General features: G+C 69.0%; 14 protein-coding genes. 12 read left to right on the forward strand and 2 right to left on the reverse strand.

The window, feature by feature from the left end:
• Positions 1-29: 29 nt before the first annotated feature.
• The 3 genes from BKN51_RS34370 to BKN51_RS34380 all read left to right on the forward strand — a co-directional run bounded on the left by BKN51_RS34370 (position 30) and on the right by BKN51_RS34380 (position 3,067).
• Positions 30-551 carry an NUDIX hydrolase gene (locus BKN51_RS34370; protein ID WP_101611562.1) on the forward strand — a complete coding sequence of 174 codons (522 nt, stop codon included), beginning with the start codon at positions 30-32 and terminating at the stop codon, positions 549-551.
• Positions 548-2,707, forward strand: a complete 2,160-nt coding sequence (locus BKN51_RS34375; RefSeq protein ID WP_101611563.1) for a DUF6049 family protein — start codon at positions 548-550, stop codon at positions 2,705-2,707. The genes BKN51_RS34370 and BKN51_RS34375 overlap by 4 nt, the downstream gene beginning before the upstream one ends.
• Positions 2,708-2,806: 99 nt before the next feature.
• Positions 2,807-3,067, forward strand: a complete 261-nt coding sequence (locus BKN51_RS34380; protein WP_101611564.1) for a hypothetical protein — start codon at positions 2,807-2,809, stop codon at positions 3,065-3,067.
• A 94-nt stretch (positions 3,068-3,161) separates the two neighbouring features.
• Here BKN51_RS34380 and BKN51_RS44540 read toward each other — a convergent pair whose 3' ends face one another.
• Complete coding sequence (locus BKN51_RS44540) at positions 3,162-3,377, reverse strand: hypothetical protein (protein WP_168214232.1); 216 nt, start codon at positions 3,375-3,377, stop codon at positions 3,162-3,164.
• 22 nt (positions 3,378-3,399) lie between these two features.
• Between BKN51_RS44540 and murJ the strand changes: the two genes are divergently transcribed.
• The 7 genes from murJ (at position 3,400) to BKN51_RS34415 (ending at position 11,270) form a co-directional block, all read left to right on the forward strand.
• Positions 3,400-5,136: a murein biosynthesis integral membrane protein MurJ gene (gene murJ / locus BKN51_RS34385; RefSeq protein ID WP_233223051.1), complete on the forward strand. Its 1,737-nt coding sequence runs from the start codon at positions 3,400-3,402 to the stop codon at positions 5,134-5,136.
• A gap of 120 nt (positions 5,137-5,256) precedes the next feature.
• The gene (locus BKN51_RS34390; protein ID WP_174720571.1) at positions 5,257-6,816 is read left to right on the forward strand and encodes a protein kinase family protein; all 1,560 of its coding nucleotides are present in this window, start codon (positions 5,257-5,259) and stop codon (positions 6,814-6,816) included.
• A 31-nt stretch (positions 6,817-6,847) separates the two neighbouring features.
• Positions 6,848-7,507, forward strand: coding sequence for an RNA polymerase sigma factor SigM (gene sigM / locus BKN51_RS34395; protein ID WP_101611566.1), 660 nt, complete (start codon positions 6,848-6,850; stop codon positions 7,505-7,507).
• Positions 7,504-8,298, forward strand: a complete 795-nt coding sequence (locus BKN51_RS34400) for a hypothetical protein (RefSeq protein WP_101611567.1) — start codon at positions 7,504-7,506, stop codon at positions 8,296-8,298. Before sigM ends, BKN51_RS34400 begins: the two co-directional genes overlap by 4 nt.
• Before the next feature lie 204 nt (positions 8,299-8,502).
• Entirely contained in the window at positions 8,503-9,498 is a 996-nt protein-coding gene (gene trxB, locus BKN51_RS34405; protein ID WP_101611568.1) for a thioredoxin-disulfide reductase, read from the forward strand.
• A 38-nt stretch (positions 9,499-9,536) separates the two neighbouring features.
• Entirely contained in the window at positions 9,537-9,860 is a 324-nt protein-coding gene (gene trxA, locus BKN51_RS34410; RefSeq protein WP_101611569.1) for a thioredoxin, read from the forward strand.
• A gap of 261 nt (positions 9,861-10,121) precedes the next feature.
• The gene (locus BKN51_RS34415) at positions 10,122-11,270 is read left to right on the forward strand and encodes an N-acetylmuramoyl-L-alanine amidase (protein ID WP_101611570.1); all 1,149 of its coding nucleotides are present in this window, start codon (positions 10,122-10,124) and stop codon (positions 11,268-11,270) included.
• 317 nt (positions 11,271-11,587) lie between these two features.
• On the opposite strand, the gene BKN51_RS34420 is transcribed toward BKN51_RS34415, so the two are convergent.
• Positions 11,588-12,232 (reverse strand): GNAT family N-acetyltransferase, encoded by a 645-nt coding sequence (locus tag BKN51_RS34420; protein WP_101611571.1) that lies wholly within the window; start codon positions 12,230-12,232, stop codon positions 11,588-11,590.
• Between the two features lie 196 nt (positions 12,233-12,428).
• On the opposite strand from BKN51_RS34420, the gene BKN51_RS34425 reads away from it, so the two are divergent.
• Both BKN51_RS34425 and BKN51_RS34430 read left to right on the forward strand, forming a co-directional pair.
• Positions 12,429-13,748, forward strand: coding sequence for an aminotransferase-like domain-containing protein (locus tag BKN51_RS34425; RefSeq protein WP_101613632.1), 1,320 nt, complete (start codon positions 12,429-12,431; stop codon positions 13,746-13,748).
• Between the two features lie 35 nt (positions 13,749-13,783).
• A complete protein-coding gene (locus BKN51_RS34430; protein WP_101611572.1) occupies positions 13,784-14,734 on the forward strand; it encodes a D-alanine--D-alanine ligase family protein in 951 nt (316 codons plus the stop codon).
• Positions 14,735-14,921: the final 187 nt, after the last annotated feature.

Consider the following 14,921-nt stretch of genomic DNA (forward strand, 5'->3'; position numbering starts at 1 on the left):
CGTACCGCCGTTTGCTCTAGCATCGCAGCATGTCTGGATCAGCCGGCCGCTCCGGCGCTTCGAAGCCGGGCCGCCGGCGGAGGCGCAGGCGGGGAAGGCGGCTGACCACGGTCGACGAAACCTCGGCCGGCGGCCTCGTCGTCGACGTCGAGCGGGCCAACGCCGCGCTGATCGGGCGGCTCGACAGGCACGGCAGACTGCTGTGGTCGCTGCCGAAGGGCCACATCGAGGACGGTGAGACGGTGGAGCAGACCGCGGTGCGCGAGGTGAAGGAAGAGACCGGCATCTCCGCGCGGGTCCTCGAGCCCCTCGGCACCATCGACTACTGGTTCGTGGCCGAGCGACGACGGGTGCACAAGACGGTGCACCATTTCATCCTGGAATCCACCGGCGGCGAACTTTCGGACGAGGATGTCGAGGTGACCGAGGTCGCCTGGGTGCCGCTCGCCGACCTGGAGACCACCCTCGCCTACTCCGACGAGCGCAAGCTGGTCCGGAAGGCCAAAGAACTCTTCGCGCAACAGCACACCGCCGAGGGAGCACCTGAGTGAAGCGGCTTGCCGCCACTGTCCTGTCGATCCTGTTCCTGGCACTGCCCGCCTTGTTCGGCGCGGTCGCGCAGGCGCAGGAGCAGCCCCGGCTGCGCGTGGACCTCGACCAGCTGAACCCCCGCGTGATCGGCACGAACTCGACGTCACTCATCGTCACCGGCCGGGTCACCAACGTCGGCGACCGGCCGATCCGCAAGCTCAGCGTCCGGCTGCAGCAGGGCACCCGGCTGCAGAGCGAGCAGCAGATCGGCGACGTGCTCGCCGGCGGGAAGTTCAAGGACCAGTCCGCGACCGAGTTCGTCGACCTCGAACCGGACAGCCTGGAAGCGGGTCAGAGCGCGACGCTGAACCTGAACATCCCGCTCGGCCAGTCCTCGAAGCTGCAGTTCGCGAAGCCCGGCGTGTACCCGCTGCTGGTCAACGTCAACGGCACCCCGGAGTTCGGCGGCGCGGAACGGCTCGCGGCGGTCAGCCTGCTGATGCCGGTGCTCGGTGTCCCCGGCAAAGCGCCCTCGTCGCGTCCGCCGACAGCGCCCTCGGTGCCGTTGGCGAGCCTGCTGTGGCCGATCGCGAACAGCACCGTCCACGTCGTCTCGTCCCCGCTCGGCGGCCCGCTGACTCTGGCCGACGAGCGGCTGGCCGGTGAACTGGGCGCCGGGGGACGGCTGGACTCGCTGGTCGCGGCGGCACGGGCGGCGGAGGCCGACACGAAGGTCTCGTCGTCGTTGTGCCTGGCCATCGATCCCGACCTGGTCGCGACCGTGGACGGGATGACCCGCGGCTACCAGGTCGCCAACGGCGGCGCTCCCGTCCCCGGCAGGGGCGTCGACGCCGCGAAGAACTGGCTCGGCCAGCTGAAAGCCCTGGTCGCGGGCCGGTGCGTGGTCACCCTCCCGTTCGCCGACGCCGACCTCACCGCGCTGACGAAGGTCCGGGCGGGCGACGCCACCGACACCGCGCTCCTGGCCAGTGCGGTCGGCGGCGCGGCGACGATCAAGAACCTGCTCGGCATCCAGCCGCAGGACGGCGTGCTCTGGCCGGGCGGCGCCCTCGACTCGCAGACCGTCGAGGCGATCGGCAAGGCGGGCGTCAAGACCGTGCTGACCGACTCCGGCAAGCTCCAGTCCGATTCCCCTCTTTCGAGTGGGGTCGCGATCGAAGGGACGGATCTCCGCGCGCAGCCGATCGACGCGCTGATCACGTCCGCGCTGAACGGCCCGGGGGGCACCCAGAACGGCCTCGGCGCGATCGCCTTCCGCGCCGGGCTCGGCGGGCAGGCCGCGGGGCAGGAACGCTCACGGCTGCTGATCGCCCCGCCGCGGCACTGGGACGCGTCCGGCACCGAGCTCACCACGTTCCTGGAGCGGATGGGCGACTTCTACGCGACAGGCCTCGCCAAGTCGGCACCGCTGCCCGACCTGCTCGGCGAAAGCCCGTCCGGGAGGGCCTCGGTCAACTACGACCCGCAGGACGTTTCGGCCGCGACCAGCGGCGACGTCACCGCGAGGATGTCCCAGATCGACAACGAGACCCTGGGCCTGTCGTCGTCGATGACGATGGATTCAACGAAACGGGTGAATCCGGCCGACGTGATCGCCCCCGTCCGGCTCGCCATCATCCGGGCCGCGTCGACCTCGTGGCGCGGCGCGGACGCCGGGACCGCCACCGGCAACGCCCGCGGCGACCTCGAGGCGATCCGCAGCCAGGTGACCGTGGAGCGGCCGAAGCAGACCATCGCGCTGGCTTCCGGCGCGTCGCCGTTGCCCGCCTACGTCACCAACGGCCTCCCGGTCGGCGTCAACGTACGCATCGTGCTCAAGAACAATTTGGGCCTGCGATCCACCGCGGCCGTCCCGGAGCGGACCGTCCCGGCCAACGGCGCCATCAACCAGCTGCTCCCGGTCGAGGCGCTGCGAGCGGGCCGGTTCAGCGTCGACGTGTCCCTGACCACGCCCGACGGGACCAAACTCGGCACCGACGCGCGGTTCGAGCTGACCTCCACGGAGTACGGCGCGATCACCATCATCATCACCGTCACCGCGGCCGGCGCGCTGCTGCTGCTCTCGTCCCGCCGGATCTACCGGAGGATCAAGGACTCCCGCGCCGATCGGGCGAACGAAACCGCCCCTCGTGTGACCGAGGACGCACAGGTTTAAGTGTTTCCGGCCGTTGCCGATTACCCTGGGTCGAACGATGCCGCCGGGCATCACGTAGTCGAGCACCGAGGATTGGGCGCACGTTGGAAAGAGAGCCGGGTGTACCGCCCGAGCGTGCAGGCCGTCCCCGGCGCGAAGGTACTCCGCCGCCGCCCCGTCGCACCGATGGCCCAGTGCGCCGCCCCGAGCGTTCAGGACGTCCTGAACGCCCTGAACGCGCGGAACGCCGTCAGCCGCCCCCGCAGCAGCTCCCGCCCGAACGCGGAGAGCGCCCGCGGCGTGCGGCACCGCCACCCCCGCCGCCGGTGGACGGCCGTCGTCGAGCCGCGGGCCGACCAGACGACGAGACACGGCGGCTGAGGCCGCCCCAGAACCCACCGCCGCCCCCGCCGCCCAACCAGGCGCCGCCCCGGCAGCAGGCTCCGTCACCGACGCCGCCTCCGCCGACCCGTCGTCAGCCGGTTCCGCCCCCGCCGGGGCAGCCGCTTCCGCAGCCGTCCCAGAATCCGCCCCAGCGCCGTCCGGCGGCGCCACAGGCGCCACAGGCACCACAGACGCCGCAGGCGCTGAACCAGACGCCGCCCCCGCCGCATCGCGGGCGCCGCCAGCCGCCACCGGTCCGCCCGTGGCAGGTGGACCGGCGCGACGAACCCGACGCGACGCGGTTCATCCCGCGCACCCCCGGTGTGCCGATGGGCTCGCGCTGGCCGGTCGCCGACCCCGACGTCCTCCGCCCGTACGACCAGCTCGCCACGCAGGTCATGCCTGCGATCAAGGACGCGCCGCTGGTCAAACCGCGGCCGGGCGAGACCGGCGAACAAGACGTCGCCGCCCCGGCGAAGGCGCCCTCGCTCGCGAAGTCCAGCGGCCGGATGGCGATCGCCTCGCTGATCAGCCGGATCACCGGCTTCGCGTGGAAGCTGCTGCTGGTCGCGGCCATCGGCGCCCAGGTGGAGAACGACTCGTTCAACGTCGCCAACACGATGCCGAACATCATCTTCGAACTGCTGATGGGCGGCGTGCTGTCCAGTCTGGTGGTCCCGCTGCTCGTGCGGTCGCAGGACGACAAGGACGGCGGCGAGGCCTACACCCAACGACTGGTCACGGTGGCGGGCACGCTGCTCGTCGTCGGGACGACCATCGCGGTCCTCGCCGCGCCGCTGATCACCAAGCTCTACGTGGACGACAAGGGACAGGCGAATCCCGACCTGGTCACCGCGTTCGCGTACCTGCTGCTGCCGCAGATCTTCTTCTACGGCGTGTTCGCCCTGCTCTCGGCGGTGCTGAACGCGAAGAGCATCTTCGGCCCGACGGCCTGGGCGCCGGTGATCAACAACCTGGTCGTCATCTTCACGATCCTCGTGGTGTGGATCATGCCGGGGAACATCTCGACCGATCCGGTGTCGATCACCGACCCGAAGCTGCTGACGCTGGGCCTCGGCGTGACCGCGGGCATCGTGGCGCAGTCGGTGCTGCTGATCCCGCCGCTGCTGCGGTCCGGGTTCAAGTTCAAATGGCGCTGGGGCATCGACAAGCGCATGAAGGAGTTCGGCGGGCTCGCCCTCTGGACCGTCGGCTACGTCGCTGTCAGCCAGGTCGGGTACACGATCACGACCCGGGTGCTGACCAGCGGTTCGCAAGGCGGGGTGACCGCGTACAGCAACGCGTGGCTGCTCTTCCAGCTGCCGTACGGCGTCATCGGGGTGTCGTTGCTGACCGCGATCATGCCGAGGATGAGCCGCGCGGCGGCCGACGGCGACCACAAGAAGCTGATCGGCGACCTCTCGTACGCCTCCCGGATCTCGACGGTGACACTCCTGCCGATTTCCGCGGTGATGACCGTTGTGGGCGGTTCGGTCGGTATCGCCCTGTTCACCTTGGGCAAGGGCCGGGTCGAAGACGCGTCGAGGATGGGCGAGGCGCTGGCGATCAGTGCGTTCGCGCTGCTGCCGTACGCGCTGGTCATGCTGCAGATGCGGGTGTTCTACGCGATGAAGGACGCGCGGACGCCGGTGCTGATCATGATCGTGATGACCGTGGTCAAGGTGCCGCTGCTCTACCTGTGCCCCGCGCTTCTCTCGCCGGACAACATCGTGCTCGGCGTGATGATGGTCAACGGCCTCACGTTCGTCGTCGGCGCGATCCTCGGCCAGGTTTGGCTGTGGGTGACACTCGGAAATCTCCGGAGCAAGCGGATTCTCGGGGTGATCCTCTTCACGGTCGTCGCGAGTGTGCTCGGGGTCGGCGCGGCGTGGCTCGCCGGGCAGATCGTCCCTGACTCGTTCGGGCCTACTTTCCATGCCTGGGTGAAACTTCTGCTGCAGACGATGGTCGGCATCGTGGTGTCGTTCGGCGTGCTCATGGCCTTGAAGGTCGAGGAATTGAAGCCCGCCACGGCGAGGATCACCCGGTTGATCAAGCGCGGATAACGATTCACGCACGGATGGCCCGCGTTCACGCGTCGTATTCTGGGTACCCTCGGGGCGGGAGCTACGCGGGAGAGTGCGGTGGATACGAGACGGAGCGAACAGGCAGGGGAGGCGAGCCAGGTGGGCATCCGGGCCCAAGGCGGGTCGCTGGCCCCTGGCCGGGTCGTCGGTGACGGCCGGTATCGCCTGCTCGCACAGTTCGGGGTGGACGAACGAGCCGCCGCGCATCTTTGGCGCGCGCGCGACGGGCAGCTGAAGCGTGATGTCGCGCTGACGCTGCTGGTCGGCGACCCGGCGGACGCGGAGGCCGCGAGGCTCGCGCGCCGGACGCTGGAGCGTGCCGCGCACGCTTCGAAGTTCGGGCACGGCGGGGTCGCGCGCGTCCTCGACGTGCTGAGCCTCGGCAGCGGCGTCACTTCGAGTGAAGGACTGCTCGGTGTCGTCGTGGCGGAATGGACCAAGGGCAGCGACCTGGTCGACCTGGTGTCGCAGCGCCCGGTGGCGCCCGCCGCGGCGGCCAGGATGGTGCAGGCGCTGGCGGAAGCCGTCGACCACGCGCACCAGAACGGTCTCGTCCTCGGCCTCGATCATCCGCAGCGTTTGCGGCTCACCCCGGACGGCGCGCTGAAGCTCGCCTTCCCCGGTCCGCTGCCCGAAGCGACCCTTCGCGACGACGTCAAGGCACTCGGCGCGGTCCTGTACCTGCTGCTGACCGGCCGCTGGGCCCTGCCCGGCGGGCCTGCCGCGATCCCGGCGGCGCCGCACGCGCCGACCGGCCGCGTCATCCCGCCGCGCTCACTGGTCCCGACGGTGCCGGTCGAGCTGTCCTCGCTCGCCGTCCGCACCATCGAGGACGGCGGCCACGGCGGCATCCGCACCAGCGCGGCCATCCTGCGCGTCCTGGACCAGGCCGCCGAAGCCGAGGAGCGCACCCAGCTCATCAAGGCCGTCGGCGAGGAAGAAGCGGTGGCCGAGCCGGACGGCACAGTCTGGACGACGAAGAAACCGGTCAAGGACGTCGCGCGGCGCAAGAAGCTGGCGTTCGGCGTGACCGTGCTGGTCGTCGCGACCGTGGTCATCCTCGCCTGGGGCGGGATGATGCTGATCAACCTGTTCCAGGGCGAATCGAAGTCCAGCGGCCCGAACCTGAACGTCGCCGCGTCGTCGTCTTCACAGGCTCCGCCGCCTTCGGGCGAGCAGCCGCCGCCCACCCAGCAGCCGCCGGCACCCGCCTTGGGCGCCGCGGTGAAGCCGTCGGCGGTCGCCGTCTTCAACCCGGGCAGCAAGGGCGACAGCCCCGGCCGCGCCAAGAACACCACCGACGGCGACGCGGGCACCTCCTGGAAGACCGACGAGTACGACAAGCAGTTCCCGGTGCTCAAGGACGGTGTCGGGGTGGTCGTGACCTTCAAGGACCCGATCAACCTCAGCCAGATCAAGATCGACTCGGCAAGCCCCGGCTCGAAGGTCGAGATCCGCTCCGCCGACAAGAAGAACCCGAAGCTCGACGAGACCAAGGTCGTCGGCACCGGGGATCTCGCGGCGGGTGAATCGACCATCGCGCTGCAGCAGCCGCAGCAGGGTCAGTACTTCATCATCTGGATCACTCAGCTGGGTGAAGATGCGGACGGGAAGTTCATCACCGAACTCAAGGAGCTGACCTTCCTGCCTGCGGGGTGAGGTAAATCAAGGGGTCAGTAGGCTCTCCCGGGTGACAGCTGCAGCTCCAACGGACGCGGATCTCATAGCGGCGCATGCCGCCGGTGACCCGCACGCGTTCAGTGAACTGGTCCAGCGACATCGAGACCGCATGTGGGCGGTGGCCCTGCGCACCGTGCGGGACCCGGAAGAAGCCGCGGACGCCCTGCAGGACGCCTTCATTTCCGCGTTCCGCGCAGCGGGCAACTTCAGAGCCGAATCACAGGTCACGACGTGGTTGCACCGCATCGTCGTGAACGCGTGCCTCGACCGCATCCGGCGGGGCAAGGCCAGACCGACCGTTCCGCTGCCCGAAACCGGGCAGTTCAACGAGCCCGCCTCACCGCGCGACTCGATGTCCGAGCGCGAGACGAGCCTCGTCGTCAAGGAAGCCCTCGACCAGCTTCCCGAAGAGCAACGTGCCCCGATCGTGTTGGTCGACGTCGAGGGATACTCCGTCGCCGAGACGGCGAAAATGCTCGGTATCGCCGAGGGCACGGTCAAGAGCAGGTGTGCTCGAGGTCGTGGAAAGCTCGCGAAGGTTCTCGGACATCTGCGGAACCCCGATGCGATTGCGAACGTCCCAACTCACGAAAGCAAACGTGTTCGCGCTACCCCGGAACGGGGTGCCAGGCGTCCTCAGGGCACGCCGGGTGACGGGGAGGGACGATGACAGACGAGAGCAGGGGGATCGGTGGGACCGTCGGTCCGCCGTGGTCTGTCGATGTGCTCGCCGACCTGCACGCAGGTGTGCTGGACGAGCGAGAAGCGGCCGAACTCTGGCCCTTGGTGAACGCCGACCCCGAAGCACTGGCGATCATCGAAGCACTCGAAGCGACGACGGCCGACCTCGCGGAACTCGCGAACGAGCCGGTCGCTCCGATGCCCGCGGAGTTCGCGGCGCGGCTCGACGCGGCGCTGGCCGCCGAGATGCAGGCCCGTCAGGCGTCGCCTGCGTTTCAAGGCGCACCTGAAGGGCAGCAGGCGCAGGTCGCCCCGGTGGTGGACCTCGCGGCCGCACGGCGGAAGCGGAACAAGCGGATCGGCTGGGGCGCGGGGATAGCGACCGTGGCCGCGGCGGCCATCGCCGCCGTCGCGATCGTCGTACCGGCCACGCAGCAGTCGACACCGGGCGGCGTCGCGCAGCCTCCGCCCGCCCCCACCGGCTCGTCGGTCGGCGGAGACGGCGGCGGGGCCGAAGCCCTCGTCGGCAAGGCGATCGGCGTCCGCGACTTCGGCTCGTTGAAGACCGAGGAGCGCCTCGACGCCTGTGTCGAAGCCGCCGGACTGGACCCCGACGTGCGGCCGGAGGGCATCCGGCCGGTGAACGTCGCGGGCAAGGACGGCGTGATGGTGATCTACACCACAGGCAAGCTCGCCCAGTTCCGCATCGTCGCCTTCGGTGCCGACTGCGGCCCGGGCAACGCGTCGGTCCTCTTCGACAAGATCATCGGACAGAAGTAGCAGCGGAGAGCGATAGCAGCGGTAGCAAAGGTCCCCCTGCTGCCTTCGGCCGCTAGGAAAAGGTCCCCTGCTTCCGACCGGGAGCAGGGGACCTTTGCTATCGCCGCCGCAAGCCCGGAGAAGTAGCGCCGGTCACCCCGGGAACACCGGCCCTTACGATCGTGTTGAGCCTGGTGAACAGGTCACTACGAGCGGAGGTCACGGGTGGCTGGCGAGGAAATCAGGAACTTGATCGTTGTCGGGTCGGGTCCTGCGGGGTACACCGCCGCTGTCTACGCGGCACGAGCGCAGCTCGAACCGCTGGTGTTCGAGGGCACTCAGTTCGGCGGTGCCTTGATGACGACGACGGAGGTCGAGAACTTCCCCGGCTTCCGCGAAGGCATCCAGGGTCCCGACCTCATGGAAGAGATGCGCGAGCAGGCCAAGCGTTTCGGCGCCGACCTGCGCCAGGAGGACGTCGAGTCCGTCGAGCTGACCGGTGACGTCAAGTACGTCGTCGCGAACGGCAAGCGCTACGCGGCCCGCGCGGTCGTGCTCTCGATGGGCGCCGCGGCCCGCTACCTGAACGTCCCGGGTGAGCAGGAACTGCTCGGCCGCGGTGTTTCGGCCTGTGCCACCTGCGACGGGTTCTTCTTCCGCGACCACGACATCGTGGTCGCCGGCGGCGGCGACTCCGCGATGGAGGAGGCGACCTTCCTGACGAAGTTCGCCAAGTCCGTCACGATCGTCCACCGCCGCGAGGAGTTCCGCGCCTCCCGGATCATGCTGGACCGGGCCCGCGAGAACGAGAAGATCAAGTGGGCGCTCAACAAGCAGATCACCGGCGTCGAGGGTGAGGGCAAGGTCGAAGGCCTGAAGCTCAAGGACACGGTGACCGGCGAGGAGTCCCAGCTGGACGTGACGGGGTTCTTCGTCGCGATCGGTCACGACCCGCGCAGCGAACTGGTGCGTGGTCAGGTGGACCTCGACGAGGACGGCTACGTGCTCACCAAGGGCCGGACCTCGTACACGAACCTCCCCGGCGTTTTCGCGGCAGGCGACCTGGTCGACCGCACTTACCGGCAGGCGATCACGGCCGCGGGTTCGGGCTGCGCCGCGGCGATCGACGCGGAACGATGGCTGGCGGAGCACGCCGGTGTCGAGACCGCCCAGGAGACCCCTGAGCTGGTCGGCGGCGGCTACGGCGCCACCACCAGCTGACTTTCACAGCATCCGTTCACCACCCAGGAGGAGACACCATGGCCAACACCGTGACGGTGACCGACAAGACCTTCGTCGACGACGTCCTGACGAGCGAGAAGCCCGTGCTGGTCGACTTCTGGGCCACCTGGTGCGGTCCGTGCAAGATGGTCGCCCCGGTGCTCGAAGAGATCGCGGCGGAGAACGGCGAGAAGCTGACTGTCGCGAAGCTCGACATCGACGCCAACCCGAACACTGCGCGTGACTACCAGGTGATGTCGATCCCGACGCTGATCCTGTTCCAGGGCGGCAAGCCGGTGAAGCAGATCGTCGGCGCCAAGCCGAAGGCCGCGCTGCTCTCGGACCTCGCCGACGTCCTCTGATCTCGCGTTTCACCAGCCGAAACCCGGGGCCTGCCCAGGCTCCGGGTTTCGTCGTTCCGCCGGACGGGTATTCCTCACCGTCACAGGAACATGATCATGGCGCCGGGAAGGGTTCCACGAACGGGGACTTGACGCACCGACCGGGCCTCCGCGCTCACCGAGAGTTCACAGGGCACAATAGAGCACCGGGGTTCGCCCCGCAGGGTTTTCAAAGTCGTGCATCGAGCTCCTTCGGTGCCCCAAAGGAAGAGCGAGGAGTGCATGCGGGTACTCCGCCGCGGTGACGCCGGACCGGACGTCGCCGAGATCAGGTCCACGCTGGCGGCGATGGAGCTGCTCCCGCCGGTGACCGAATCCGGGGAGTACGAGGTCTTCGACACGGCGATGGAACATGCCGTGCGAGCGTTCCAGCAGGGCCGTGGGCTCATCACCGACGGTCTGGTGGGTCCGGCGACCTATCAGGCGCTTCGTGGCGCGGGCTTCCATCTCGGCAGCCGCCCGCTGACCTACATGTTCTCCGCCCCCATGCAGGGCGACGACGTCTTCGCGCTCCAGGAGCGACTGACCGAACTCGGCTTCGACGCCGGCCGCCCGGACGGGCACTTCGGCGCCCAGACCGAGCGCGCCCTCAAGACCTTCCAGCGCGACATGCGCCTGGTCGCCGACGGTATGTGCGGTCCGGCCACCATCCGCGAGCTGCACCGGCTCTCTTCGCCGCGAGCCCGCGGCGGCCGCCCCGTCTTCCTGCGCGAGCAAGAGCAGGTGCGCCAGGCGGGCCCCCGGCTGCGCGGCAAGCGCATCGTGATCGACCCTGGCCACGGCGGCGAAGACCTCGGTGTCGTCGCGAGCGGCCTGCGTGAAGCGGACATCGCCTGGGATCTGGCGCGACGGCTCGAAGGCCGTATGCAGGCCACGGGCATGGAAGCGCTGATCTCACGCGGCCCGAACCAGAGCCCGACCGAGGGTGAGCGCGCCAAGTTCGCGAACGAAGCGGGCGCCGACCTGTTCCTTTCGCTGCACAACGACAAGAACCCCTCGCCCAAGGCGCAGGGTGTCGCGAGCTTCCACTTCGGCACCGGCAACGGCACGACGTCGACCGTCGGTGAGCTGCTGGCGGGCTTCATCCAGCGCGAGCTGGCCGCCCGCACCGGCCTGCGCGACTGCCGCACGCACTACAAGACCTGGGAGATCTTCACCCGCACCCGCTGCCCGGCGGTGCGGATCGAGATCGGCTACCTGACCAACCCGGAAGACAGCCGCAAACTAGCCGACCCGGCCTTCCGCGACATCGTCGCCGAAGGCATCCTGGTCGCCGTGAAGCGCCTGTACTTGCTCGGCGAAGGGGACCAGCCGACAGGCACGTTCACCTTCGCCGACGTCCTGGCCCACGAACTCGCCAAAGCGGAGTAGCCAGTCCTCCACACCCGCACAAAGGCGCACATGCCCCTGCCGACGCCCTCGGCACAACCGGTTGTGTGCCCCCTCGCCGGACCACGCCACCCCTAGCTCCACCCGGCGCGCAGCCCCCGCCCTTCCCGGGGGGCGTCCCCAGGTCCAGCCTACCCATCCACAGATTTTCCACCGCTCCTAGCAGCGATCTGTGGATAACTCGGCAGGTTACCCACAGCTGTCCCCAAGGCGGGGGATGGCTGCTGCGCGCACCCGAAAACTCTGCTAGAGGTGTGAGATGAAGGGGTCTTCCGAGGAATCCGGAACGGCCTAAAAGGTCAGGCGCGGCCCATGCTCGGTTCGGCGGTGGTGATGGAGACCTGGCCGAGCAGCCGTTCGAGGGCCGCCTCCACGTCTTCCTTCCACGAGATCGCCGACCGCAGTTCCAGTCGCAGCCGCGGCCACCGCGGATGCGGCCGGACGGTCTTGAACCCGACGCTCTGCAGGAACGCGGCGGGCAGCACGCAGCTGTGCCCGCCGTCCGGATCGGTCTCTTCGGGCTTGGCGTCACCGAAGGCCTCGATCGCGCGGACCCCGCGTTTGGTCAGATCCTTCGCGACCGCCTGCACCAGCATCCGGCCGAGCCCGCCGCCCTGGAATTCGGGGAGGATCTGGAAGGCGGTCAGCAGAACCGCGTCCGGGCCGGGCGGGGAAGTGGGGAAGGCCAGCGAACGCGGCACGGCGTTCGGCGGCGCGTAGAGCACGAAGCCGACAGGCAGGGTGTCGCTGTAGACGATGCGGCCGCAGGAGCCCCACTCCAGCAGCACGCTGGAAACCCAGGCTTCTTTTTCGACCTCTGTCGCGCCGTACTCCTCGGCCTGCGCCTTCATGTGCGGCGCCAGCTCCCAGTACACGCAGCGGCGGCAGCTCTTGGGCAGATGCTCGAGATTGTCCAGGGTTACGCCCACGACGCGACGCGACACCGACAAACCTCCCTGGACAACGGACACCCGACGCAGCCCTGTCCCGAGCAGGGCTTGCTGAAGGGGTCCTGATCGAGGATAGGCGGATGTGATGAACACCGGAAGGCCAGGGCCCCTCAAGGGAGGGTGGTTACACTCGATGGAACTACCAGTCGGTAGCGACTATGTCCACTTCGAAGCACGGGTGAAGCGCCTGATGACCGAGAATCGCCCTGTCAGGCCGCAGAGCGGCCGACACAACCTCGACCCGCATCTCGACCGCTACGCCGCGCGTACGGCCGGAATGACTGCTTCCGAGATCAGGGCATTGTTCGCGGTGGCCAGTCGCCCCGAGGTGGTCTCGCTCGCCGGCGGGATGCCGAACCTCGCCGCGCTCCCGCTCGATTCGTTGTCCGCACAGGTCAGCGAGCTCATCGCCGAAGAGGGCCTGGTCGCGCTCCAGTACGGCTCCGCGCACGGTGTTCCCGCGCTGCGTGAGCAGATCTGCGAAATCATGGCCCTCGAAGGCATCAAGGCCCACCCGGACGACGTCGTCGTGACTGTCGGCTCCCAGATGGGGCTCGACATGGTCACCCGGCTGTTCTGCGACCCGGGCGACGTCATCATCGCCGAGGGCCCGTCGTACGTCGGCGCGCTCGGCTCCTTCGCCGCGTACCAGGCGAACGTCGTGCACGTCGCGATGGACGACCACGGCCTGGTCCCCGAGGGGCTGCGAGCCGCGCTCGCGGAGACCAAGAAGACGGGCCAGCGGGTCAAGTTCCTCTACACGATCCCCAACTTCCACAACCCCGGCGGCGTCACGCTGGCCGTCGAGCGCCGCGCGGAGATCGTGGAGATCTGCCGCGAGCACGACATCCTCATCGTCGAGGACAACCCGTACGGCCTGCTCGGCTTCAGCGGGCAGACGTACCCGGCGCTCCGCTCGATCGACCCCGACAACGTGGTGTACCTGGGCTCGTTCTCGAAGACTTTCGCCTCCGGCCTGCGGGTCGGCTGGGTGCTCGCACCGCACGCCGTCCGGGAGAAACTCGTGCTCGCGGCCGAGTCCGCGACGCTTTGCCCGCCGACGCTTAACCAGTTGATCGTGTCGCGATACCTCTCGACTCACGACTGGCTGGGGCAGATCAAGACCTTCCGCGAGAACTACCGGGAGCGCCGGGACGCGATCCTGACCGCGCTCGAACAGCACATGCCCGCCGGCTGCAGCTGGACCAAACCCGATGGCGGGTTCTACGTCTGGATGACAGTCCCCGAAGGCGTCGACACGAAGGCAATGCTGCCGAGGGCCGTCACCGCCCGGGTCGCGTACGCCTCCGGAACCGGTTTCTACGCCGACGGTTTCGGCAGCAGACAACTGCGCCTTTCCTACTGCTACCCGACGCCGGAGCGGATCCGCGAAGGCGTCCGAAGGCTCGCCGCGGTGCTCGAGTCCGAAATGGACCTCGCGCGTACCTTCGGTAACGTGAGCCCACGCTCGATCTCGGGGCCACAGAACCCCTCTCCGGACACGGTCTGATCGACCGGGCGTCCCCTTAGACAAAGGAGTCCTCGATGGTCGACCGCACCGTCGCCGTACTCGCAGGCGGACTTTCCCACGAACGCGATGTCTCTCTCCGGTCCGGGCGGCGGCTCTCGGTCGCGCTGCGGGCGGAAGGTCTCATCGTCGAGGAGTGGGACACCGACGCGGGCTTGCTCGAACGTCTTCGCACCCAGCGGCCCGACGCGGCCATCGTCGCCCTTCACGGTGGTGAAGGGGAGAACGGCGCGGTGCAGACGGTGCTGGAGATGCTGGACGTGCCCTACGTCGGCACCAGCTCGCAGGGCTGCCGCCGCGCGTGGGACAAGCCGACGGCCAAGGCGCTGGTCGCCAACGCGGGCTTCACGACGCCGGACTGGGTCGTGCTGCCGCACAGCACCTTCCGCGAGCTCGGCGCGCAGGCCGTGCTGGACGCGATGGTCGAGACACTGGGCTTGCCCCTGATCCTCAAGCCCGACCAGGGCGGTTCGGCGCTGGGCGCCCAGGTCGTCAAGGAAGCCTCGGAGATGCCCGGCGCGATGGTCGGCTGCTTCGCTTACGGCGACACCGTTCTCGCCGAGAAGTTCGTCTCCGGCGTTGAGGTGGCCGTGACGGTCATCGAAGGCGAACAGGGACCCGAGGCCCTGCCCGCGGTCGAGATCGTGCCGGAGAGCGGCGTGTACGACTACACCGCTCGCTACACCGCCGGGCTGACCGACTTCTTCACCCCCGCGCGGATCGCCGACGACGCCGCCAAGGCGGTCGGCGAGCTCGCCGTCGCCGCGCACCGGCAACTGGGTCTTCGCGACATCTCCCGCACCGACGCCGTGGTCACCGAAGACGGCACGGTCTACTTCCTCGCGGTGAACCCGTCGCCGGGCCTCACGGAGACGTCGATCGTGCCCATGGCGATCGAGGCGGGCGGCGCCACGCTCGGATCGGTGTTCGCCGACCTCGTCGGACGGGCGATCTCCCGCAAGAGCTGAGCCGGATCCGACGAAGGGGACTTGCCCACCGCGGGCGAGTCCCCTTTCTCATTTCCGGGCCACGGCGACGACCTGGCCTCGCACGGAATCCCGTGCCTCTTCAGAATCGACAGGTAGCCGTCGACCCGCTCGATGAAGATCTGGGCCGTCGCTCGGTGCGGCTCGGGCTCTGGAAGCGAACGAAGGG

Origin of the sequence: Amycolatopsis sp. BJA-103, assembly GCF_002849735.1 — a bacterium.
Classification (GTDB): Bacteria; Actinomycetota; Actinomycetes; order Mycobacteriales; family Pseudonocardiaceae; genus Amycolatopsis.

Coding starts and splice junctions, on each gene's coding strand:
- BKN51_RS34370 (WP_101611562.1), top strand. CDS start 30: ATGTCTGGATCAGCCGGCCGCTCCGGCGCTTCGAAGCCGGGCCGCCGG.
- BKN51_RS44540 (WP_168214232.1), bottom strand. CDS start 3,377: ATGAACCGCGTCGCGTCGGGTTCGTCGCGCCGGTCCACCTGCCACGGG.
- murJ (WP_233223051.1), top strand. CDS start 3,400: ATGGGCTCGCGCTGGCCGGTCGCCGACCCCGACGTCCTCCGCCCGTAC.
- BKN51_RS34400 (WP_101611567.1), top strand. CDS start 7,504: ATGACAGACGAGAGCAGGGGGATCGGTGGGACCGTCGGTCCGCCGTGG.
- trxA (WP_101611569.1), top strand. CDS start 9,537: ATGGCCAACACCGTGACGGTGACCGACAAGACCTTCGTCGACGACGTC.
- BKN51_RS34415 (WP_101611570.1), top strand. CDS start 10,122: ATGCGGGTACTCCGCCGCGGTGACGCCGGACCGGACGTCGCCGAGATC.
- BKN51_RS34425 (WP_101613632.1), top strand. CDS start 12,429: ATGACCGAGAATCGCCCTGTCAGGCCGCAGAGCGGCCGACACAACCTC.
- BKN51_RS34430 (WP_101611572.1), top strand. CDS start 13,784: ATGGTCGACCGCACCGTCGCCGTACTCGCAGGCGGACTTTCCCACGAA.